Origin of the sequence: Mesorhizobium sp. M1342 (genome assembly GCF_040317955.1) — a bacterium.
Taxonomy (GTDB): domain Bacteria; phylum Pseudomonadota; class Alphaproteobacteria; order Rhizobiales; family Rhizobiaceae; genus Mesorhizobium.
On sequence record NZ_JAMYLI010000030.1, the window covers coordinates 49,561 to 72,427 of the forward strand.

Annotated in this window: 22 protein-coding genes; 3 read left to right on the forward strand and 19 right to left on the reverse strand. The window is 64.0% G+C overall.

Annotated features, from left to right (window positions below; all coding sequences use genetic code 11):
* Positions 1-115: 115 nt before the first annotated feature.
* Positions 116-2,338 (reverse strand): AMP-binding protein, encoded by a 2,223-nt coding sequence (locus tag NKH06_RS26245; protein ID WP_352442158.1) that lies wholly within the window; start codon positions 2,336-2,338, stop codon positions 116-118.
* Positions 2,339-2,462: 124 nt separating this feature from the next.
* Positions 2,463-2,870, reverse strand: a complete 408-nt coding sequence (locus tag NKH06_RS26250) for a tautomerase family protein (RefSeq protein ID WP_023813736.1) — start codon at positions 2,868-2,870, stop codon at positions 2,463-2,465.
* 113 nt (positions 2,871-2,983) lie between these two features.
* Between NKH06_RS26250 and NKH06_RS26255 the strand changes: the two genes are divergently transcribed.
* Positions 2,984-3,841, forward strand: a complete 858-nt coding sequence (locus NKH06_RS26255; protein WP_352442160.1) for a LysR substrate-binding domain-containing protein — start codon at positions 2,984-2,986, stop codon at positions 3,839-3,841.
* 164 nt (positions 3,842-4,005) lie between these two features.
* Here the strand turns inward: NKH06_RS26255 and NKH06_RS26260 are convergent, their stop codons facing one another.
* The 3 genes from NKH06_RS26260 to NKH06_RS26270 all read right to left on the reverse strand — a co-directional run bounded on the left by NKH06_RS26260 (position 4,006) and on the right by NKH06_RS26270 (position 7,558).
* Positions 4,006-4,914 carry a DMT family transporter gene (locus tag NKH06_RS26260; RefSeq protein WP_128303057.1) on the reverse strand — a complete coding sequence of 303 codons (909 nt, stop codon included), beginning with the start codon at positions 4,912-4,914 and terminating at the stop codon, positions 4,006-4,008.
* 60 nt (positions 4,915-4,974) lie between these two features.
* A complete protein-coding gene (locus NKH06_RS26265) occupies positions 4,975-5,862 on the reverse strand; it encodes a DMT family transporter (protein WP_128303058.1) in 888 nt (295 codons plus the stop codon).
* A 178-nt stretch (positions 5,863-6,040) separates the two neighbouring features.
* Positions 6,041-7,558 carry a S10 family peptidase gene (locus NKH06_RS26270; protein WP_352894610.1) on the reverse strand — a complete coding sequence of 506 codons (1,518 nt, stop codon included), beginning with the start codon at positions 7,556-7,558 and terminating at the stop codon, positions 6,041-6,043.
* A gap of 152 nt (positions 7,559-7,710) precedes the next feature.
* Here NKH06_RS26270 and NKH06_RS26275 point away from each other — a divergent pair, with 152 nt between their 5' ends.
* Entirely contained in the window at positions 7,711-8,412 is a 702-nt protein-coding gene (locus NKH06_RS26275) for a helix-turn-helix transcriptional regulator (protein WP_245486080.1), read from the forward strand.
* A 21-nt stretch (positions 8,413-8,433) separates the two neighbouring features.
* Here the strand turns inward: NKH06_RS26275 and NKH06_RS26280 are convergent, their stop codons facing one another.
* Positions 8,434-9,528: a polyamine ABC transporter substrate-binding protein gene (locus NKH06_RS26280; RefSeq protein ID WP_352894612.1), complete on the reverse strand. Its 1,095-nt coding sequence runs from the start codon at positions 9,526-9,528 to the stop codon at positions 8,434-8,436.
* A 45-nt stretch (positions 9,529-9,573) separates the two neighbouring features.
* A complete protein-coding gene (gene aguA, locus NKH06_RS26285) occupies positions 9,574-10,680 on the reverse strand; it encodes an agmatine deiminase (protein WP_352442165.1) in 1,107 nt (368 codons plus the stop codon).
* Positions 10,681-10,882: 202 nt separating this feature from the next.
* Between aguA and NKH06_RS26290 the strand changes: the two genes are divergently transcribed.
* A complete protein-coding gene (locus NKH06_RS26290) occupies positions 10,883-11,389 on the forward strand; it encodes an OsmC family protein (RefSeq protein ID WP_128303063.1) in 507 nt (168 codons plus the stop codon).
* A gap of 3 nt (positions 11,390-11,392) precedes the next feature.
* Here the strand turns inward: NKH06_RS26290 and NKH06_RS26295 are convergent, their stop codons facing one another.
* From NKH06_RS26295 to NKH06_RS26350, 12 genes are all read right to left on the reverse strand, one after another.
* The gene (locus NKH06_RS26295; protein ID WP_013532531.1) at positions 11,393-11,614 is read right to left on the reverse strand and encodes a hypothetical protein; all 222 of its coding nucleotides are present in this window, start codon (positions 11,612-11,614) and stop codon (positions 11,393-11,395) included.
* A 167-nt stretch (positions 11,615-11,781) separates the two neighbouring features.
* Positions 11,782-12,411, reverse strand: coding sequence for a hypothetical protein (locus NKH06_RS26300; RefSeq protein WP_128303064.1), 630 nt, complete (start codon positions 12,409-12,411; stop codon positions 11,782-11,784).
* 135 nt (positions 12,412-12,546) lie between these two features.
* Positions 12,547-13,287, reverse strand: a complete 741-nt coding sequence (locus tag NKH06_RS26305; RefSeq protein WP_352442166.1) for an SDR family NAD(P)-dependent oxidoreductase — start codon at positions 13,285-13,287, stop codon at positions 12,547-12,549.
* A gap of 44 nt (positions 13,288-13,331) precedes the next feature.
* Entirely contained in the window at positions 13,332-14,801 is a 1,470-nt protein-coding gene (purF, locus tag NKH06_RS26310; RefSeq protein ID WP_013532528.1) for an amidophosphoribosyltransferase, read from the reverse strand.
* 104 nt (positions 14,802-14,905) lie between these two features.
* Positions 14,906-15,565 carry a CvpA family protein gene (locus tag NKH06_RS26315; RefSeq protein WP_352442167.1) on the reverse strand — a complete coding sequence of 220 codons (660 nt, stop codon included), beginning with the start codon at positions 15,563-15,565 and terminating at the stop codon, positions 14,906-14,908.
* 63 nt (positions 15,566-15,628) lie between these two features.
* On the reverse strand, positions 15,629-17,032 hold the full coding sequence (gene radA, locus NKH06_RS26320) for a DNA repair protein RadA (RefSeq protein WP_023813748.1): 1,404 nt from the start codon (positions 17,030-17,032) through the stop codon (positions 15,629-15,631).
* 231 nt (positions 17,033-17,263) lie between these two features.
* On the reverse strand, positions 17,264-18,754 hold the full coding sequence (locus NKH06_RS26325) for a replicative DNA helicase (protein ID WP_127261333.1): 1,491 nt from the start codon (positions 18,752-18,754) through the stop codon (positions 17,264-17,266).
* 226 nt (positions 18,755-18,980) lie between these two features.
* Positions 18,981-20,210, reverse strand: coding sequence for an RNA polymerase sigma factor (locus NKH06_RS26330; RefSeq protein WP_352894618.1), 1,230 nt, complete (start codon positions 20,208-20,210; stop codon positions 18,981-18,983).
* Positions 20,207-20,572, reverse strand: coding sequence for a YciI family protein (locus NKH06_RS26335; RefSeq protein ID WP_128303068.1), 366 nt, complete (start codon positions 20,570-20,572; stop codon positions 20,207-20,209). Before NKH06_RS26335 ends, NKH06_RS26330 begins: the two co-directional genes overlap by 4 nt.
* Positions 20,573-20,612: 40 nt before the next feature.
* Positions 20,613-21,326: a DUF1428 domain-containing protein gene (locus tag NKH06_RS26340; RefSeq protein ID WP_352550549.1), complete on the reverse strand. Its 714-nt coding sequence runs from the start codon at positions 21,324-21,326 to the stop codon at positions 20,613-20,615.
* Positions 21,327-21,466: 140 nt separating this feature from the next.
* Complete coding sequence (locus tag NKH06_RS26345; protein ID WP_352894621.1) at positions 21,467-22,438, reverse strand: small ribosomal subunit Rsm22 family protein; 972 nt, start codon at positions 22,436-22,438, stop codon at positions 21,467-21,469.
* Between the two features lies 1 nt (position 22,439).
* Positions 22,440-22,763 (reverse strand): YnfA family protein, encoded by a 324-nt coding sequence (locus NKH06_RS26350; RefSeq protein ID WP_128303072.1) that lies wholly within the window; start codon positions 22,761-22,763, stop codon positions 22,440-22,442.
* Positions 22,764-22,867 lie beyond the last annotated feature (104 nt).

Consider the following 22,867-nt stretch of genomic DNA (forward strand, 5'->3'; position numbering starts at 1 on the left):
CGCCGGTCGCCTTCTGAATGGCCGCGCGTGACGTGAATGTCACGGAATGGATCCTAGGGTCTGCGCCGCGTCGCTTCGCTCCTTGCTTCGCCCTAGGATGACGACCGCGAGGTATTTACGCCGCGACGCCGAGCCCCAGCCTGTCGATCGCCAGCTTTCTCGTCGACACATAGTCGGTCTTGCCGGATCCCAGCACCGGGATTTCCTCGACCTTAACGATGTCGTTCGGCACCATCAGTTCGGCAGCACCCGCCTGTTTGCCGAATTTGCGCAATTCGTCGGGATTGGCGTCGTCGGCGGTGGTGACCAGCACGATGCGCTCGCCGCGCCTCTTGTCGGGCACGGCCACAGCCGCGTGGTGCTCTTCCGGCCACAGCGACTGCACCAGCATCTCCACCGCACCCAGCGACACCATCTCGCCGGCGATCTTGGCGAAGCGCTTGGCGCGTCCGCGAATGGTGATGAAGCCTTCGCGGTCGACGGCAACGATGTCGCCGGTGTCGTGCCAGCCGGTCAGCGGCTGCAGCTCGCCGGGGCGGTCCGACGTCATGTAGCCCATCATCAGATTCGGTCCGTCGAGCCACAATTGGCCGGCGTCGGAGATGCCTTCGACCGGCTCCAGCTTCATGCGCATGGCCGGCAGCAGCCGGCCGACCGTGCCATCGCGGCCATGGATTGCCGTGTTGACGGCAACCACCGGTGCCGCCTCGGTCAGCCCGAACCCTTCGATGATCTCGGCCTGGAAGCGCTCGCGATAGACGCGGCGGGTTTCCGGCTTCACCGCCTCGGCGCCGGCGACGACGAAGCGCAGGCTGGAAAAATCGCCGTCCTTGGCGGTGCGCGCATAGTTGGCGAGGAATGTGTCGGTGCCGAACATGATGGTCGGTTTTACCTTGCGCGCAACCTCGGGGATGATCTTGTAGTGCAGCGGCGAGGGGTAGAGGAACAGCTTTACCCCGGTGACCAGCGGTAGGATGGTGCCGCCCGTTAGGCCGAAGGAGTGGAACACCGGCAGCACGTTGAGCAGGATGTCGGCAGGCGAGATGGTGATCCGCGCCTCGGCCTGCATGGCGTTGGCGTAAAGGTTCTTGTGCGACAGCACGACCGCCTTCGGCGTGCCTTCCGAGCCCGAGGTAAACAGGATCACGGCCGGCTTGGCCGCATCCTGCCGCTGCAGTGGCCAGCGCCACAGCAAGGCGGCGGCAAGCTTGTCCAGCGCGGTGACGCTGGCCCGCACATCCTCGAGCCAGAGAAGCCTGGCGCCGCCCTTTTCGATCGCCGCGACGATATCGGCAAGGTCGGCCTTCTCGACGAACGCGCGGGACGAAATCACGGTCCTTATCACCGCCGTGCGCACGGCCGCGGTGACGCTCGCCGGCCCGGCCGTATAGTTGATCATCGCCGCCACCCGGCCGGCCGACAGAAGGCCGGTGAGCGACAGCACGACGCCATTGGCGTTGGGCAGCATCACACCGACCGCTTCGCCCGGCGCCGTGACGGCCTCGAAGCGCCTGCCCAGGACGCGGGCGCCGATGAACATCTTGCGGTAGCTCAACGCACCCGAGATGACGTCTTCTATGATCGTGTGCGAAGCGCCGACGCGGTCGGCGGCATCGCGCATGGCCAGGAAAAGGCCACGATCGAGGTTGGTGCCGAAGAGCCGCGCCTCGGCGACACGGTCGAACAGCGCGTTGGTGTTCGAGGCCTGCTCGGGGTTGCGCGCCACCAGTTCGGCGATGGTCATCGGCTCCAGCACGCTGATCGACAGCTGCGGAAACCAGTGTCGTGGCGCCTTGTCCGCGGGCGTCAGCGACACCGGCAGGCTGCGCGCGCCGCCGACGAAGATCGGCACGATTTTGGCATCGGCCTGCATGGCGATGCGGGTGACGGCACGAAACAACCGAAACGTCTTGACGTCGGGCTCGACCGCATCCGGCAGATAGACGGCGAGCCGGCCCTTGCCTTTGAGCACGCGCACCAGCCGGCGGCTGACGAAGACATGTTCGGCGTTGAAGGCGATGGTACGGCCAAGCTCGCGCCAAGGTTCGAGCCACGGCGAGCGCGCCGAGACCTCATCGAGAATATGCAGCGTGTCTTCCGGCAGCAGCGACAGCATCAGCGCCGGCTCGAAGCGCGATTGATGCGAGATGACGTAGATGACTGGAGCCTGCGCCTTGCGGGCGACCCGGATGCGGCTGTCTCCGATCCGGTAGGCGAGCTTGAACGGCACATAGAGCAGCGCCTGGGTGAAGCGCAGGCCGAGGCGGAATTTTTCCGCCACGCCGATCAGCAGCCAGGCCAGAACAAGACCCGCAAGCAGCGCCAGTGTCAGGATCATGCCGCGTCTCTCCCAACGTTTTTTAGCATCTCGGCTCTTTGCGGCCGTGTCGGCCAGAACCTAGACGATGTGGGAGCAAGGTCAATGCGGAGCTTTTGCTTCCCTTGGTGCGGGAAGCTGCTTCTCACGCCGCCTGCAGCCGTCCACTGATGAAACGAAATTCCTGCGTCTTGCCGCCATAGCCATAAGCGGCTGCCGGCACTTCATGCACGAAGGCGTAGCTCTCCTCATGCACGCCGCCCAGCAGACGGCCGAAGGCTGCGAAGATCGCCTTCAGATAGGCCTCCAGTTCAAGCTTGGTATTGGTGCCGTCGACCACCTTGATATCAAGCCAGAACGTGTTGGTGCCGTGCTCGGCCAGCGACATGCCGCTGGCGAACCAGTGCTGCGGATCGACGTAGGACACGGCAACTGCCGTGATCGTCGGGTCCTTGCGCAGCTGCGTCGCGGTGATTTCGGTGGCCTCCTTTGCGATGCGAGCGGAAAGAGCCGCGTCAGGTTTGCCGGTGACGCTGATGTTGATGATGGGCATTTTTCTTCTCCTTGGCTTGAGCGGCGTCCGATCGCCGTTGAAACAACCATGCCACCATCTTTCGATCAAAAAAATCGAATTGTTTTTAACTGAAGATTCGATAAGATCGAAGTATGGAAACGCTGGATCCCGATCTGCTCCGAACCTTCCTAGCTTTCGTCGACAGCGGCTCACTGGCCAAGGCGGCTGCAAGCGTCGCACGTTCGCCCTCGGCGGTGACCGCCCAGATGCAGCGGCTGGAGGAAATCGTCGGCGAGCCGCTGCTGGCGCCGCAAGGGCGAGGGCGCGGCTTAACCCCTGCAGGCGAAGACCTCGTCGGCCATGCTAGGCGGATCCTTGCCGCCCATCGCGAGGCATGGCTGGCGCTTAAGGGCGCCCGCGCTGCCGGACGCGTCGCCATCGGCACGACACAGGATTTCGCCGACAGCGGCCTGCCGGATCTGCTGCGTGCCTTCGCCGGCAGCCATCGGCGCGTCAGGATCGAACTGCGGGTCGGCCGCTCCGCCGAACTGGCGCAGGCGCTGCAGTCTGGCGGCCTCGATCTGGCGATCGTCATGCGCCAGGCGGCAGCGCCGGACGAAGTCGGTGTGCTGCGCGAGCCGATGATATGGCTATGCTCACAAAAGGGGCTGGCCACGCGGCAGGAGGAACTGCCGCTGGCGCTGCTCGACCCATATTGCGGTTTTCGCGAAGCAGCACTTGCCGCACTCGATGCGGCCGGCCGCCGCTATCATATTGCTGCCGGCAGCGCCAGCCTGGCCGGCCTGCGCACGGCGGTGAACGCCGGTGTCGCGCTGACGCTGCGAACGGCCCGCTTTGCCCATTCCGGCATTGTCGAGGCACCGCGCGAGCTTGGCCTGCCACAGGTTCCAATGGCTGAGTTCGCCATCCGGCTGCGCGCTGGCGCCGATGGTCCGGCGGGCGATCTGGCGGCCCTGCTCGGCGGTAACCTTGCCCTGTCGGGCGGTTGAATGAAGAAAAAGCCGACCTTACGGTCGGCTTGGGGGCAAAGAAAAAGCCGACCTTACGGTCGGCTTGGAGTAGGACGGGCCGAGGGGTTTGGGGGGACTTGGGGATGGCCCGTCGCAGCAATAATGCCTGACCCGGATGATGGTTCCGTGACCGCGTCACTTTTTTAAGAAATATTTGATGCTAAGCGTTGCGAGCGGGCCATCAGCCAATCCCGCCCCGCATGGGCAAACACCGCACACAACACGATGACGCCGCCGATCATGCTGGCGGCTGGGGCAATCTCGCCCAGGAACAGGAAGGCAAACAGGATCGCGAACGGCACTTCGGCCGAGCCGAGCAGCCCGGATTCGGCCGGCGGGATGAGCCGCGCGCCCTCCGTCCACAGGATCGAGGAGAGTGCGAAGGACGCGCCGAAAGTGGCGAGCAGAACGGCGTCCCTTGGCGAAACCGCCAGCGGATCGGCGACGAACCAGCCGAGCACGAACAACAGGAAAGCCGAAACCGCACCGGCCCACACCACGGGCGTGTCGCGGAAGGCGCGCACCATGATCATGTAGAGGCCGCTGCCGATGGTCATCAGCAGTGCCAGTCCGTCGCCGAACAGATTGCCGGTGCCGAAGCCGGACCAGACCATGATCGCCACGCCGCACAGTGACACGGCGGCGGCGACCATCGTCTGCAACCGGAAGGGTTCGCGCGTCAGAACCCAGGCCAGCAGCGCGGTGACGAAAGGTGCTGTGGCATAGATGACGGCGACATTGGCAACGAAGGTGAACTTGAATGCCGATATGAAAGCGATGCTGGCGAGAGCCCCTTCCACCGCCAGCAGCCAGCCGCGCCAGCCAAGCCGCAGGCTATCACGCCCGCCGGAGCGGTGGCGCCGCCACAGCACATAGAGGCTGACCAGGATCGAGCCGACGAAGCCGCGCCAGCAGATGATGGTCAGCGGGTCGGCATGGATCGACTTGGTCAGAACGCCGGTCAGGCCAAACACAGCCGCCGAGGACGACACCAGGATGATGCCGAGCGTACGCTCCGCGGCGGTGTCGATGGTAGCTGCAATCTCAGTCATGCGGCCAGCCTACGCCGCTTGGTCCTGACATCGTAATGTCAGCAATGATGGTGATCCACATCATAGGCGTTTGCGAAAATGCTCGGTGCCGACGATCAGCAGGCCGGCGGCGACGATCAGGGCGGCACCCAGGAAGACTTCGCGGCGCGGCACGTCGCCCCAGATCGCAAAGCCGAGCGCGAACGCCCACAACAGCGAGGTGTATTCCAGCGGTGCCAGCACCGAGGCCGGTGTGCGCTTCATGCCCTCGAAGAGAAGATACTGCGCCAGGCCGCCGAGTGCGCCGACGCTGGCAAGGAGCAGCAACTGAGCCCCGTCCGGTGTCCGCCACCACAACAACGCCGGTACCGCCGAAAACAGCAGGAAATAGAAATTGTTGAGCAGGAGTTGGATCATCGAGCGCTCGGCAAGGGCGGTTTTGCGCAAGAGTACGATGGCGATGCCCCACAAGAAGGCGGCCGCCAGCACCAGCAGCACCGGCACGGACAGGCCGAGATGAGTCGGATCGCAAGCGATGAACACGCCGGCAAAGCCGATCAGCACCGCCAGCCAGCGCAGCATCGGCACTTTTTCGCCGAGCAGGAACACCGAAAGCACGGTGACAATGATTGGGGCCGCGTAATAGACGGTGGTCAGTTCGGCGAGCTGCAGGCTGCGCGCCGCGTTGTAGTAGCAGAGCCACGCAGCAAGCGTGAAGGCACTGCGCACCAGCATCGGCCGCACGATCGGCGAGCGCATCGTGTCAGCAAACAACTGTCGTCCGCCGATCGCCGCGCACGCACCCAGAATGGTGATGCTGCGGAAGAACATGATCTGCCAGACGCTCATGCCGACGACCAACAGCTTGATCGAAGCATCCTGTGTCGAAAACAGCAGATAGGCCGCACCGGTCAGCAGGATGCCTGCAAGAACCCGCTCGCGTGTTTCGAGAATGGCGATATCGGCCATAAGGCGCGTGGGACCAAAATTGCCGGAGCGGCAGAAATGCTGTGAGGAGCGACACAAGGGAACTGTGAATTCAGCTCCCTTGGCACCAAGCTATACGGGCGAAAACCGCTGCGGCGCTACGCCAGCCCGGTGCTTATGTTGGGGCAGGGGTCCATGGCGAGTTGCACTGTCGCCAAGCCTATTGCGTCGCCTGGTAAAGCTCCGAAGCGGCCTCTTTCAGGGCGCGCCGACCATCGGATCGGAAATACATCATGTGCCCGCCCTCGACGACATCGAGACGGATAGGCTTGGCATTGGCGAGCGACGGGATCTGGTTCACCAGGTAGCGCGAGGCGAGGTAAGGCGTGACCAGGTCGGTGTAGCCGTTGACGATCACGACGCCGAGCGAGGGGTTCAGCGAGCGTGCTCGCTGCAGATCGTCCATTACCCCGGCATAGCCTTGCCGTGACGCGCTGGTCCCGTAGTCCCAATTATGGCTGATTTCGCCATTGAGCAGCCGATAGCTGACATCGGTGCGGAAATGCAGTTCGTCGCTGATATAGCCGACGAACGCCGACGTCAGCGCCGGCACGCTGCGGTCGAGCACCGGATCCGGGCCGGCGATGCGAGCGCTCTCGGGCGCGATGTCGGCCGTGCCGATCGTGGCGTCATAGGGGCTGAGCACCTTGCCGCTGGCGCGGGCGAACTCCCTTGCGAACAGGCCGGTGGGAATGCGGGCGGAGTTCCGCTGCACCAGGTCGAGCGGCAGGCCGGTGATGTCAGCCACGCGTTGACTGGCCAGCCGCCTGCCTTGCTCCAGTCCGCTGGTGAGCGCCGTAAGGTAATCGCCCATCGCATAATGTTCGACGTCTGCCAGCTTCTCCCGCAATGCATCGCCGCTGACGCCTTCGGCGCGCAGGCGCACCGCCGCCAGTGAAGGCAGTTCGAGCGCCCAATGCAGCGGCTCGAATTCGTCGGGCTGCACCTGCGTGAACTCCAGCGCCGGGGAGATCAGCACGATGCCGTTCGGACTGATGCCGATATCTTCCTGCAATGTCCTGGCGAGCAGCGCCGCGCGGAACCCGCCATAGCTTTCACCGGCAAGGAACAGCGGCGAGCCGGTGCGGCCGTTCTGCGAGAGATAGAGCCGGATGAAGGCGCCAATCGAGCTGGCATCCTGGTTGACACCCCAGAAATCGCGCGTGTCCTGCCCCGGTGCCTCGCGGCTATAGCCGGTTCCGACCGGATCGACGAAGACGAGATCGGTCATGTCGAGCCAGCTGTCCGGATTGTCGATCAGTCTTTGCGGTGACGGCAGGAATTCGCCGTCGGCTCCCGTCGCGATTATCCGTGGACCGAGAGCGCCGATATGCAGATAGGCGGACGCTGCTCCAGGGCCGCCGTTGAACACGAAGGTGATCGGCCGCTGCGGGTCTTTGGCCCCGCTTGCCGGCGGCTCCAGCGTGTAGGCGACATAGAAGATCTCCGCCGTGACGTCGCCCTTGCCGGAAAGCAGCGACAGGGTGGCGGCTTTTGCCTGGTAATCCAGCTTTCTTCCGGCCAGCGTGATCGAATGGTTGGTTGTCTGCGGCGGCGGCAGCAGGGACAGAACGCCGCCCGAGGGCGCCGGCCGCTCCGCTGTTTCAGCCAGGACGGGCTGCGCCAGGACGGCGAGCATCGGCAGGATAAGACAGATCAGTTTCAGCTTGACCGGCATGATGGCTCCGCGACAACGACTCCCGCATAGGTATGGCCGAGAGGATCGAAGTCAAAGGAAATGGCTGTTTTGAACTTGCAACGGCTTGCGCTACTGTGGCCCGAATGCAGTCGAACGTTTCCCTCGATCAGTTTGGACACTGGAGCGGCGGTGTGGCGGCTGCGGCCCTGGCCGCGACGCCTGAAGAACTGTCCGCTCGCTTCACAGCGGCGGCGAGCGGGCTGCTTGGCTCCGACCGCGCCTATGTCGGCTTTTACCGTCGCGACATAACATCCCTGACCATCGACGATGCCGGCCCCGATCGCTGGAACCGCGACTACGATGCACGACTGTATCGCCAGGATCCCTTCTTCCAGAGGTTCGCCAGCACAAGGCAGGATTTCCTGTTGCCGCTATCGGCACTCCGCAATGGCGACTTCCAGCGTACTCCCTACTATCGCGAATTCTTCGGCCCTTCTGACAGTTTCGACGAGATCACCGGCGTGTTCAATCTCGACGGGCTGACCGCTGGCTATGTCACTTTTCTCAGGCGAAACGGGGCAGAACCGTTTGGCGAGCAGGATCTGGCAACGGCTTGCGCGGCAAGCAGCGCGACAAGGCTCATTTTGGAAAGATTGCTTCATCTGTGCCGCTTCCGGCACAAGGGCGCCGCAATCGGTGACGCTCGCTCGCGGCTGAGCAGGCGCGAGGCCGAAATTGCGCGGCACCTGGTCGATGGTGGCAACGCCAAGACCATCTCGCGAAGTCTCGCCGTCTCGCCCGGCACCGTCCGCAACCACATCAAGCAGATCTACCGCAAGCTCGGCGTGCACTCCCAGGTCGAGCTGCTGGCGACCCTCCGCGACGTCGCTTGAGCCTGACGGCTCCCGCCGGCTCTATTGCCCCGTCACGATGCGCGTCCACATGCGGTTTTGCGATCGCAGCCACTTTGGGTCGTTGTTGTCGACCACGAACAGCTTGGCCTTTACGGCATCAGCCGGAAAGACGCCGGGATCGCTGGCTATGGCCTTGTCCATCAGCGGCAGGGACTCCGGTATCGCATTGGCGTAGGAGACATAGCTGGAATTGGCCGCGGCGATATCGGGCCGCAGATTGAAGTCGATCCAGGCCTGGGCGTTGTCGGGATGCGGCGCATCTTTCGGCACCGCCATCGTATCGAAGTTGATGAGCGTGCCTTCCCTGGGAATGGAATAGGCGATCTCCAGCTTCTTCACGGATTCCGCCGCACGGGTCCTTGCCTGGAGTATGTCGCCCGACCAGCCCAACACCACGCAGATGTCGCCGTTGGCGAGGTCGTTGATGTATTTGGACGAATGGAAATAGCGGATGTAGGGCCGCACCTTGCCCAGCAGGTCCTCGACCTTGGCGAGGTCGTCGGGACTGGTCGATCTGGGGTCGATGTGAAGATAGTTCATTGCCATCGGGATGACTTCCGCCGGCGCATCGATGATAGCCACGCCACAGTCGGAGAGCTTCTTGACCACATCGACGTCGAAGACCATGGCGAAGGAATCCGTCGGCGCGTCCGGCAGCCTCTGCTTCACCGCGGCGACGTTGTAGCCAATACCGTCGGTGACGGCCATATAGGGCACGGCATGCAGGTTCTGTGGGTCGGCGCCCGCGATCAGCGCCAGGGCCTGCGGATCGACCTTCGAATGGTTGGCAAGCTTCGATGTGTCGAGGTCCAGGAACGCCCCCGCCTTCACCTGGTTCTTAAGGAACGGATAGGCTGAGGGGTAGACCACGTCATATCCCGAGCCGCCGGTGAGCAGCTTGGTTTCAAGCACCTCGTTGCCGTCATAGACATCGTAGCGAACCTTGATGCCCGTCTCCTTCTCGAATTTCTCGGCCGTATCCGGCGCGATGTAGTCGGACCAGTTGTAGACGTTGACGATCTTTTCCTCGTCAGCCGAAGCCGCATTTGCGCAGATGCCGCAGGCAAGCAGGGTTGAGAAGATCAGAGCGCGCATAAATGTCCTCCGTTTTCGCTATCTGTTTTGGGCATGCCCCGTCCTTCAACGCCGTTGCGGGGCATAGACCGGCAAGGTGATGCAGGCGACATTGCCGCCGCCTAGCAGGATCTCGCGCGAGTTTTCGATACCGACTATTCGGTGATCGGGAAACAACTCGGCCAGCGTCTGCTTGGCCTTCACATCGAGATCGCAGCCGAACTGCGGTACCACCACGACGCTGTTGCCCGGATAGTAGTTGATGTAGCTCGCCGCGATCCGGTTTCCGGCCGGTCGCGCCCAGGTCGAATCCAGCCGGTCCACGCTGTCGCTTTCTTCCGGCGTCATCTCGATCGGCAAGGGGTGGGGCAGCCGGTGAACTTCCAGCGCGCGGCCGCGCGCGTCGCGGGCCGAACGCAACACCTCTTCGGCTTCTCGCACAATCTCGTATTGCGGATCCTCCCGATTGTCGGTCCAGCTCAGCACGACGACCTCGGGGCGCACGAAACAGCAGACGTCGTCGACATGACCGTCGGTCTCGTCGAAAGCGAGGCCACGTGGCAGCCAGATGACGGTGCCGACACTGAGATAGTCGCCAAGCTGGCGTTCCACCTCGGCCTTGCCGAGATGAGCGTTGCGATTTCGGTTGAGCAGGCATTGCTCCGTCGTGATGAGGGTGCCCTGGCCATCACATTGCAACCCGCCGCCCTCGGCGATCAGAGGTGCGCGGTAGCGATCCATGTTCTCGATTTCGAGCACTTTTTGCGCGGCCAGATCATCGAGGTCCCATGGCGCGTAGAGGCCGCCGTCAAAACCGCCATATGCGTTGAAGATCCAATCGACGCCACGCACGTCGCCTTGATCGTTGACGACGAAATTGGGGCCGCTGTCGCGCAGCCAGGAATCGTTGGTGGACATTTCCACGACGCGCACATGGCCGGGCAATCGCGCTCGGGCATTCTGCCACTGGCGAGCAGAGGCCGCCACCGTCACCGGCTCGCTTTGCGCGATCGCCCCGGCGACATCCGCGAACAGCTTTTGCGCGGGCTTGGCGCCGAGGCGCCAGGTGTCCGGTCGCTCCGGCCAGATCATCCAGCAGCCTGATTTGGGTTCGAATTCGCCGGGCGCGCGAAACCCATCCTGTTTCGGCCTTGTCGAGAGGGTACGGGGCATCTGGGGACCGCCGGGAAATGGAGTGATGACTTGCCCGGATCAGACGTTTTGGGACCTTGTCCGTCAATGTCCCATTTGGGATATCGGTGTTGGCGGCTGTCTCCTGTTGCGGAACGGCATTGCCTTCCCACGGTGATCGGCGCAAATCTCGACCGGACGGCGTATGCCGGTGACGCAAGCAGTCGACGAAAGGGGAAAGCGGATGGATGCGACCGAACTGAAGGCCATGCAGGCGCCGCTGAAGCAGGCCTATCGTGACGATGCTTCGCAGGCCCTGATCACGCTTCGCGCCAAGGGCTCGATCGACGACCAGTCGGTTGCCTGCAAGGTGGAGACGGGCAGGGCGCTCGCCATCGCCGGACTGCATCCGGCAACAGGCGGCTCAGGGCTTGAGCTCTGCTCGGGCGACATGCTGCTGGAGGCCTTGGTGGCTTGCGCCGGGGTGACGCTGAAGGCGGTGGCGACGGCGCTCGAGTTCAAGCTCGGCGCTGCCACGGTGGAAGCCGAAGGCGATCTCGATTTTCGCGGCACGCTCGGTGTCGCCAAGGATGCGCCGGTCGGCTTTCGCGCCATCCGGCTCAATTTCAACCTCGACACCGATGAGCCGCAGGAGCGGATAGACTCGCTGCTGAAGCTGACCGAGCGTTATTGCGTGGTATTCCAGACCATCAGCCAGAAGCCGGAGCTGACGGTGAGCGCGCGCCGCTGACGCTTACTGCGCTGACGGTTCTTCGGCGTCGCCCTCGTCAGTGAAGGGCGAGGCGCTCGGCACGCATTGCACCGACCAGCCGGCCGGTGTCGGCTGCTTCTGATATTCGGTGATGGCGGCGGTGCACTGTTCGCGTTTGTCGAAGGTGCTGGGCAGCACGACCATGCCGCCTTGCGGGCCGGCGATTACCAGATACCAGACCAACGCTGCTGCGGTCGTAGCCATGGGGATTTCCTCATTCTGCCAGTGGGCGCTTGTTGTGGGAGTCGCTGTGATCCTTACCAACTCCACGGAAATGACGAAAGCATGACGGCGGCGCAGCCTTCCATCGTCACATCACAGCCGCGTGATGGGACGATGGGTTCCAGCCCAAATTTCGAAGCCCAATCGGCTCAGTTGGTGGCAAAACAATAGAACAAGCCGTCGCCCCCGGTGCCCTTGAGCGCCTCCTGGCTGCAGCCGCCGCGCGAAGCGTGCGAGGAATTCCAGGATTTGGCCGCTGCCGAATCGTCGAGGCCGGCGCGGTCATGATGGCCCATCATAGCGGCGCCTTCCGCCCCGCTCATCGTCCAGTCGCCGCAGGTCTGGTCGGCGATCTTGGTGCCGTCGGGCTTGGAGCCGGTCAGCACGTCGTGGCGGTTGGGCGTGTCGCCGCGGCCGTTGACCGCTTCGCCTTTCTCGTTGAGCGCTGTCTGCTTGGTGATGCCGTTGGCATCGCTGTGCAACGAGGCGACATCGTCGGCGATCTTGATGCCCTTTGCGTTTACCCATGGCCCCTTGCCGATGCGGTCGCGGGCGTCGGTGTCGCTGGTCGACAGATAGGCGGCCCAACTTTTGCCGGTGACGCCAGCGGCTTCCGCCAGCGACGCGCAATGCGCGTCGGCGCCTTTGAGGCCGCCGAGGTCGGCACCCTTGCCGGAACCGACACTGGTAACGAAGAAGCTCATCTTGGCATCTTGCGAGTAAGCGGCGCCCGCGGCTGCGATCAGGGTGGCGGCGGTGGCGAGAAGCAGTCTACGCATGTCGGTCCTCCGGTTGGTCTTCGACGGGTTACATCAGAAGAAACGTTGCCGGAGGCCTGTTTAATCCCTACGCATGTCGCCTAAAAGTGTGCAGCGGTTTTTGGGAAACCGACATGCGTCAAAAAGGCTCTAGTTTTATTCCGGCTGGCGATAGGCGACGAAGCGATTGTGCTTGGCTTGGAAGATCAATCCGGTCTCTTTCAGCTCCGGGCTGGCCAGCGGCACGATGCGTTTGGCGATCTCGGCGGGGTGCGGCAACGTCTCGGGATCCTCGCCCGGCACTGCCTGGGCACGCATGGCGGTGCGGGTGGCGCCGGGGTCGGCGGCGTTGACCCGGAGCGGCAGGCTCTGCGTCTCATGCGCCCAGGAGCGCATCATCGTCTCCACCGCGGCCTTGGACGCCGCGTAGGGCGCCCAGAAGGCACGCGCCGAGTGCGCTGCGTTGGAAGATAGGATGATCGCTCGTCCAGCATCGGAGAGCCGCAGCAGAGGGTCGACCGAGCGGATCAGCCGCCAGGTCGAGGTGACGTTGATGGTCATCACCTTCTCGAAGGTTTTTGCTTCGACATGACCGATCGGCGAAATGACGCCGAGAACGCCGGCATTGGCGACGAGAATGTCGAGCTTGCCCCAGCGTTCGTGGATGGCGCCGCCCAGGCGGTCGATGCCGGCCATGTCGGCGAGGTCGAGCGGCACCAGTGTCGCCTGGCCGCCGGCCGTCTTGATCTGGTCGTCGAGCTCTTCCAGTCCGCCGACAGTGCGCGCCACCGCAATGACATGCGCGCCGGCGGCAGCCAATTCCTTGGCCATGAAATAGCCGATACCGCGCGAGGCGCCGGTGACGACCGCAACGCGGCCGGTAAGGTCGAGGGTCATGCGATGGATTCCGGGAATTTGACTAACGCTGATGACGGTCCGGCCTACGTCCCGCTCGTCGCCAGCAGCGACAGCGTGCGCACATTGTCGTGGCCTTCGAAGTCGAGCAGGCGGGTTGGATACTGGCCGGTGAAGCAGGCATCGCAGAATTGCGGCTGGTCGTTGTCGCGGCTGGCTTCGCCGACGGCGCGGTAGAGCCCGTCAATGGTGAGGAAGCCGAGCGAATCGACGCGAATGAACTCGGCCATCTCCTCGATTGACATGCGCGATGCCAGGAGCTTCGATTTCTCCGGCGTGTCGACACCGTAGAAGCAGGAGGCGCGTGTCGGCGGTGAGGCGATGCGCATATGCACCTCCTTGGCGCCGGCGTCGCGCACCATCTGCACGATCTTCTGGCTGGTGGTGCCGCGCACGATACTGTCGTCGACCAGCACCACGCGCTTGCCCTCGATCATGCGGCGGTTGGCATTGTGCTTCAGCTTGACGCCCATGTGGCGGATCGAATCGCCCGGCTGGATAAAGGTGCGGCCGACATAATGATTGCGGATGATGCCGAGCTCGAAGGGAATGCCTGCGGCCTGGCTGAAGCCGATCGCCGCCGGCGTGCCCGAATCCGGCACCGGCACGACGATGTCCGCCTCGACCGGGCTTTCAACCGCCAGCTCGGCGCCGATGCGCTTGCGCACCTCATAGACGTTACGGCCTTCGACCGAGGAATCCGGCCGCGCGAAATAGACATATTCGAAGATGCAGAAGCGGGTCTTCTGCGGTTCGAAGGGGAACAGGCTTTCAATACCCTTGGACGTGACGACGACCATCTCGCCGGGCTTCAGGTCGCGAACGAAACGAGCGCCGATGATGTCGAGCGCGCAGGTTTCGGAGGCCAGGATCCAGGCGCCGTCGAGATCGCCGAGCACCAGCGGCCGGATGCCGAGCGGATCGCGGCAGCCGATCATCTTCTTGGCCGTCATCGCCACCAGCGAGAAGGCGCCCTCGACCTGCCGCACCGCATCGATGAAACGCGAGTTCAAATCGCGCTCCTTGCTGGTGGCGACAAGGTGCAAAAGCGTCTCGGTATCGGAGGTGGAGGAGAAGATCGCGCCTTGCTTCTGCAGCGCGCGCTGCACGGTCATGGCGTTGGTCAGATTGCCGTTGTGGGCGACGGCGAAGCCGCCATCGGCCAATTCTGCGAAAAAGGGCTGGATGTTGCGCATGCCGGCGCCGCCAGTCGTGGCGTAGCGGGTATGGCCAATGGCGCGGTTGCCTTGCAGGCTGTCGATGACGCGCTGCTTGGTGAAGGTGTCGCCGATCAGGCCGACATGGCGTTCGACATGGAACTGGCTGCCGTCATAAGAAACGATGCCTGCCGCTTCCTGGCCACGATGCTGCAGCGCATGCAGGCCCAGTGTGACGATGGCTGCCGCGTCCTGCCGGCCGAAAATGCCGAACACACCGCATTCGTCGTGGAAATGGTCGTCGGCCTCGGCGGAAAGCACGTCGTCTGCGTCTGCCATCTTAAGCTCCGCTAAAATCGCCATATAATGCGGGTTCGCGCCGAAAGCAACGCGGGCCGTGCGGTCGTTCACACCATCGTCAGATCCTGACGTCGTTTTCGGCGTCAGTTTGCCGGTGCCGTCGGTGCCGGAGCGTTGTTGGCCGGTGGTGTTGCGTCATTGTCGTCAGGCGCCGGCGTGTTGGCATCGTCGCCGCCCGCCGGAGCATCCGCCGCCGGTGCGTCCGGAGCAGCTGGTGTCTCGGCGGCCGGCTGATTCGGATTGAGCTTCTTGAGGATCGCGTTTTCCGGATCCTCGGGCAGCAGGCTTTCGAGCTTGGCGCCGATCTGTTCGAGCAGCGGCCGCGACTTGGCCTCCGTGACCCAGGCTGGTGCCTTGGCACCGGCCAGCCAGTTGAAGAACAGCAGGGCGACGGCAACGACCAGGATGCCGCGCGCGGCGCCGTAAAGGAAACCGAGCGTACGATCGAGTGCGCCGATCCTGGAATCGATGATCCAGTCGGCTAGCTTCATGGTGATGACCGAGACGACGATCAACGCGATGATGAAAACCACGCCGGCGGCCGCCGCCATGGCGACCTTTTCATTCTCGATGTAGGGCGCGAGGTAAGGCACAACCGGCTTGTAGAAGAAGAACGCCGCCGCTGCCGCCGCTGCCCAGGAGACGACGGACAGGACTTCGCGCGAGAAGCCGCGAACCATGGCGAGCATCGCCGAGACCAGAGTGAAGCCGACGAGAATTCCGTCAAGCAGCGTAATCGGCATGTCTTTCGCCCCACTCCATGAGCCGCATTATAGCGCGGAGCATCGGGTTCTGGGTCCGATGCTCTAATCTTCTTCGTCCACGCGGCTTCGGCGTGAGCCGGCTATGCGTGCCACGAGGTCGGCAAGCTCGGTCGGCTGGAAAGAACCGGCCCCGATCCCCCCGGCCAGTTCCCCGCTGCCCGAGGGCAGAACCGCGCTTCCAAAACCCAGCTTTTCGGCTTCCTTGAGGCGCTGTTGCGCATGCGCAACCGGCCTCACGGCGCCCGAAAGGCTGATTTCGCCGAAATAGACGCAATCGGCGGGAAGGGCAAGACCGGTGAGCGAGGAAACCAGGGCGGCCGCCACTGCCAGATCGGCCGCGGGCTCCGAAATCCGGTAGCCTCCGGCGACATTGAGATAGACATCGTGAGTGCCGAAGCGCACGCCGCAATGGGCTTCGAGAACCGCCAGGATCATCGACAGCCGGGCGCCGTCCCAGCCGACGACGGCGCGGCGCGGCGTGCCGAGCGAGGAGGGTGCGACCAGTGCCTGGATCTCGACCAGCACCGGCCTTGTCCCCTCCATGCCGGCGAAAACCGCCGCCCCCGGCGATTTGGCATGGCGTTCGCCAAGGAAAAGCTCGGACGGATTGGCGACCTCGCGCAGGCCCTTGTCCGACATTTCGAAGACGCCGATCTCGTCGGTCGGTCCAAAACGGTTCTTCACCGTGCGCAGGATGCGATAGTGATGGCCGCCTTCGCCTTCGAAGTAGAGCACGGCGTCGACCATGTGCTCGACGACGCGCGGCCCGGCGATCTGGCCTTCCTTGGTGACATGGCCGACCAGCACGATCGCCGCCCCTGTGGATTTCGCATAACGGATCATCGCCTGGGCGGCGGCGCGCACCTGTGTGACGGTCCCAGGCGCCGAATCGGCAAGGTCGGTCCACAGCGTCTGGATCGAATCCAGGATGACGAGATCAGGCCGCTTGCCGTCGGCGATCGTCGCCAGGATGTCCTCGACATTGGTCTCGGCGGCAAGTTCCACCGGAGAAGAGGCGACGCCAAGCCGCTGCGCCCGCAGCCTGATCTGCGCGACCGCCTCTTCGCCGGAAACATAGACGATGCGATGGCCTTTTGATGCCAGCGCCGCGGCCGCCTGGGTGAGCAGCGTCGACTTGCCGATGCCGGGGTCGCCGCCGACCAGCAACGCCGAGCCGCGCACGAAACCGCCGCCGGTGGCGCGGTCGAGTTCGCCAATGCCCGAGATGATGCGCGGCGCGTCCTCGATATCGCCGGACAGCGTGGTCAGCACCACCGCGCGGCCCTTGCGGGCATTGCGCGTGTTGGCTGGTCCCGAGCCGATGCCGCCGGACGTGCCTTCCTCGACCAGCGTGTTCCACTCGCCACAGGCATCGCATTTGCCGGCCCAGCGCTGATGCACCGATCCGCAACTCTGGCAGATGAATTGGACGCGTGACTTTGCCATTACGTCGCCGCAGGCTGAAAATTGGGAAAGCGGGGCGTTCCTTCACACCCCCCTCTGTCCTGCCGGACATCTCCCCCGCAAGGGGGGAGATTGGCAGTTTTGACTACAGCACCATCTCTGCCACGTCGGCGATTGGCGAAATCGGTAACGACATCCAATCTCCCCCCTTGCGGGGGAGATGTCCGGCAGGACAGAGGGGGGTGTGACAGAGCGCGACGGTAGGTCAAAAAGCTACTCGAACCTTTCCGGCAGATGATGCTCCTCGGCGAGGTCGGAGAAGCGGGTGAACTCGCCCTGGAAGGCAAGGCTGACGGTGCCGGTCGGGCCATGGCGCTGCTTGGCGATGATCACTTCGGCCTTGCCCTGGACCTCGATCATCTTCGTTTCCCAGGCGAGGTGCTCGGGCGTGCCTTTCTCCGGTTCCTTGTTCTTGATGTAATATTCCTCACGGTACACGAACAGCACGACGTCGGCGTCCTGCTCGATCGAGCCCGATTCGCGCAGATCGGACAGCTGCGGATGCTTGTCGTCGCGGCTTTCGACCTGACGCGAGAGCTGTGAGAGGGCGATGATCGGCACGCCCAACTCTTTGCCGAGTGCCTTCAGTCCGGTGGTGATCTCGGTGATTTCCTGGACGCGGTTCTGCGACGCCTTGGCGGATGAACCCTGCATCAGCTGGATATAGTCGATGACCATCAGGTCCAGCCCGCGCTGCCGCTTGAGGCGGCGGGCGCGCGCCGCGAGCTGGGCGATCGAGATACCACCCGTCTGGTCGATGTAGAGCGGGCGCTTGTGGTTCTCCTGCGTGTAGGCGACAAGCTTGCCGAAATCGGCTTCCGTCAAATCGCCGCGCCGGATTTTCGACGATGGAATCTCGGTCTGCTCGGAGATGATGCGGGTGGCCAGCTGCTCCGACGACATTTCAAGCGAGAAGAAGCCAACGACGCCGCCATTGGCCGCCTTGACCGAACCGTCGGCCTGCTGGGCAGGCTCATAGGCGGCAGCGATGTTATAGGCGATGTTGGTGGCCAGCGACGTCTTGCCCATGCCTGGGCGGCCGGCGATGATGATCAAATCCGAAGGCTGCAGGCCGCCCATGCGGTGATCAAGATCGCGCAGGCCGGTGGCAATGCCGGACAGGTGGCCATCGCGCATATAGGCCGCGCTGGCCATGTCGACGGCGTTCTTCAACGCATCGGAAAAACTCTCGAAGCCGCCATCGTAGCGGCCGTTTTCGGCCAGCTCGAACAGGCGGCGTTCGGCATCCTCGATCTGTTCGCCGGGCGCCATGTCGACCGGCGCGTCATAGGCGATGTTGACCATGTCCTCGCCAACGGTAATCAGAGCGCGGCGTGTCGCAAGGTCATAGATGGCGCGGCCATAGTCGGTGGCGTTGACGACGGTGACGGCCTCGACCGCCAGCCGTACGACATATTGCGCCATCGTCATGTCGCCGACTTTCTCGTCGGCCGGCAGGAAGGTTTTCAGCGTGATCGGCGTCGCCACCTTGCCCATCCGGATGAACTCGGACGCCACCTCGAAGATCTTGCGGTGCAGCGGTTCGTAGAAATGGCTGGCCTTGAGGAAGTCCGAGACGCGATAGAAGGCGTCGTTGTTGACGAGGATGGCGCCGAGCAGCGCCTGCTCGGCCTCGATGTTGTTGGGCGCTTCACGATAAAGCGGTGTTTCCGCCACGCCGAATTTTCGCGCTGCTTCTGCCATGATGTCCCCGATTTCGATCCCGGCTTCTCGATATCAGAACGTGACAAGTCCATGCTGACTTATCTGCACCAGTGCCTGTCCAATCAGCTTTGATACCCGCGATTCACAGCCGAGTTTTTTCGGTGGAAAGAATCACAATTGACTCGAATCGAAAGAACGATTGTAGCGCATCTACAGGGAGAACAAAACGGGAAAACAAGAATGGTGCCCTGTGCAGCCATCCCGCTCAAAGCTGACCGAGTCGCCCCTCGATGAACCGGCGTTCCGCCGGTTGCCGGGTCAACTCGATCGCCCGCCGGTAGGAGGTCCTTGCCGCTTCGGTCAAGCCAAGCCTGCGCTGCATGTCTGCTCGCGCCGCGTGCGCCAGATGGTAGCCGTCCAGCCCGCCTTGTCCCATGACCGCCTCGACTGCCGCCAGTCCGGCCTGCGGGCCGTCGCGCATGCCTATGGCCGCGGCGCGGTTGAGTGCCACGACCGGCGAGGGGTCGACGCGGCCGAGTACATCGTAAAGCGCGACGATCTGTACCCAGTCGGTCTCCGCCGTGCCGGCCGCCTCGGCGTGGACGGAAGCAATGGCCGCCTGCAGGATATACGGTCCGATGCGGCGCGAGGCGATCGCCCGACCGATCAGGCCGTCGGCCTCGGCGATCAACGCACGGTCCCACAGCGTGCGGTCCTGATCCTCTAGCAGGACAAGGTCGCCGCTGGCGTCGACCCGCGTCGCGCGCCGCGCCTCGTGCAGCAGCATCAGGGCCAGCAGCCCTTGCGCCTCCGGCTGGTCGAGCAGTTCGACCATCAGCCGGCCGATCCGGATCGCCTCGGCGCACAGATCGGCCCGCGTCAGGTTCGGCCCCTCGGTTGCCGCGTAACCCTCATTGAAGATCAGGTAGATCACCTGCAGCGCACTCTCGAGACGCGCCGGCAGGTCGTCGCGGCCCGGCACTTCGTAAGGGATGGCCTCGTCGCGGATCTTCGCCTTGGCCCGCACGATGCGTTGCGCAATGGTCGGTGCCGGCGTCAGATAGGCGCGGGCGATCTCTTCGGTGGTCAAACCACCCACTTCGCGCAGGGTCAGGGCGATGCGTGCATCCGGCGCCAGCGCCGGATGGCAGCAGACGAAGATGAGCCGCAATTCATCGTCCTGGATGTCTTCCGGCATGGCCGGCTCCGGTGTCGGCTCGGCCAGAGCCGTGAGCTCGGGCAGAGCCCCGGCCAGCCGCGCTTCCCGGCGCCAGCGGTCGATGGTCCTGAAGCGGCCGGCCGAGACCAGCCAGGAATAGGGATTGGCCGGCACACCCTGGCGCGGCCATTGCTCGGCGGCAGCGGTGAAGGCCTCGTGCAAGGCCTCCTCCGCCGCGTCGAAACCGCCGAGCAGGCGGATCAAGGTCGCCAGCACGCGCCGCGCCTGGGTGCGGTAGGCCGCCTCCAGGGCGTCGCGCGGGCCGGCGGTGCTCACAGGACCGGCGGCGGCTGGCTGAAGTCGACGACCGGACGGACTTCGATAAAGCCGATCGTTGCCAGCGGATGGCCGCTCGCCACCCGCACCGCTTCATTGAGGTCACGGGCTTCGATGACGATGATGCCGCCCAGGATCTCCTTGGTCTCCATGAACGGGCCGTCGACCGAAGACATCTTGCCGTCGCGGACCTGCACGGTCATCGCCTCTTCCGGCAACACCAGGGCCTCGGCGGTTACGAAGTGGCCGCTGGCCCTGAGCACCTCGTCATATCCGGCGCATTCGGCCAGCACGGCGTTGGCTTGCGGGCTGCCGCCGAACAGCGTCTTGGGGTGGTAGTAGATGAGACAGGCATAACGCATGGTGGGTTTCCTTTTCCAGGATTGTCTAGGGTTCTTGGGATCAGGCGTCGAGGATCGGTGCGAAGCCGCCATGGACCCGGCGCTGGTTGTCGTAGGGCATGGTGTCGGCATACATGCGCGGATCGGCAATCACCTTCTTCCAGGCGTCGTCACGCACCTGCTTCGACGGCCATTCGACCCAGGCATAGACGACAACCTCATCGCCCGTCGCTTTCACGGCGCTGCGGTAATCGGTGATCTCGCCGTCGGGAACATCGTCGCCCCACGCCTCGACGACGCGGGTTGCGCCATGTTCCTTGATCACCGCGGCCTGCTTCGCCGCCACGGCAAGGTAGGCTTGCTTGTTGGCGGCCGGCACCGGCACCAGCGAGCCATCGATATAGCCGGTCTTGCCGGTCGTGTTCAGGTCGATGAACGGCGTGAAACCGCCGATGATCATGTGCTTGCCGTCAAAGGGCATGGACGCGCCGATCTCCGCCATGCGCGGGTCGCTCATCATCGTCTGATAGGCAGCGTCCGCCGCCGCCTTGTCCGCGTATTCGTGCCACGAAAAGGTGATGACCTCATCCGGCTTTGCCTTCACGGCTCCCTTGAAGTCGGTGATCTTGCCGCCGGGCACGTCGTCGCCCCATCCCTCGACCATCCGGGTGGTGCCGAACTCCTTCAGCACCGATGCCGCCTTGGCGACATGCTTGCGATAGGCTTCCTTGTTGGCGGCGGGCACCGCGGCGACAAATCCTGCGATATAGCTCATTGCGTCTCTCCTGTTGGCTGATGCCGTTTGACACTCTTGGCGTCTCGAAAGATCCGAGAACGCCAATGGTCGAACGGCACGGCCTGGATTCGACATCGCTCCGAATTTTTCTTCGGAGCGGTTCGAAACGCCACTGCCGCCTATTCGGAACCCAGCCTGTCGCCCCAGTCCAGCCGCCGGGCGAGCTTGAAGTCGGCGCCGTCGCGCTTGGTGAACAAGCGCTCGGCGGCGGTACCGTCGTCCTGGCAAAGCTTGAGCAGAACCTTGCCGGAGCCGGATTTCGGCGGCGCAAGAACCCGCGCCTGGTGCGAAGTGGGCCGTTCTCGGGAAGCCGCGACATAGATGAACTTCTCGTCTTCCCACGGCACGTCGGCATCCTTGGCCAGCCGATGCAGGCGCGAGCGGGCGACGCGGCGGGAAAAATGGCACCAGTCGGGCTGGATCAGCGGGCAGGGCGCCTGATGCGCGCAAGGCGCTAGCACATGCGCGCCCGCCTCGATCAGCTGCCGGCGCACGGCAAGGATGCGCTGCCAGCCGGCAGGGGTGCCCGGCTCGACCACAAGCAGCGTGCCGGCGGTGAGTTGCCAGAGGCGGTCGATGAGCTTCGGCAGTGATGCGGGAGCGATTTCATCGAGCACATAGGCGCAAGTGACCAGATCGGCCGACTTGAGGTCGGCAAGGTCGATGGTGGCATCACCCGCCAGCCACCTCGTCTGGGCGGCAATCGCACCGGCGGCAAGTGTCTCGCCGACCTTGCGTACCGCCGCACTGGCTTCGAACAACACAGCCTGTTCGAGATCGGGCCACAGCTCAGTCGTGGCCCAAAGCGCAGTACCAGGACCTGCGCCGACATCGAGCAGGCTCTTGGGTTGGAAGGCGGGCTTGGCATCGCTCAGCGCATCGAGACTGGTGCGGATCGCGGCATAGGTCGCCGGCAGCCGCGTCGCCAGATAGGCTTTCACCGCCAGATCCTCGGCCATGTGCAGACGGCCGTCGCGCAATTCGGCACGATAACGGTCGGACAGCGTTTTTGCCGCTTGTTTGAGTACCGCCAGCGGAACGTTCTCGAGCAAGCGCTCGACACCTTGGCGAAGGGATGCCGGCAACTCCATCTCACGCGCCCCGCGGGACGAGAAGGATCACGGAAGCGCCGGCAATGCAGAGCGCCGCGCCGGCAAAATCCCAGCGGTCGGGGCGCACGTCCTCCACCAGCCACAGCCAGCCAAGCGATGTCGCAATGTAGATGCCGCCATAGGCGGCGTAGGCGCGGCCGGCGGCTGACGTGTCGACCAGCGCCAGCAGGAGGCCGAACAGGGCAAGCGAGCCGAGGCCGGGAAGAAGCCAAAGCGGCGACTTATCCAGCCGCCACCAGGCCCAGAACGAAAAGCAGCCGGCGATCTCGGCCAGAGCGGCGGCGGCATAGAGGACGTAGGTCATGAAAAAGGTCCCGCGACGGTGAACTGACCCCATAAAGTTGGACGGTTCATTGAGTTGGTAGGTTTAAGGGCTGGTTCCTGTATTGCACAGGGGCCAGCCCTTTC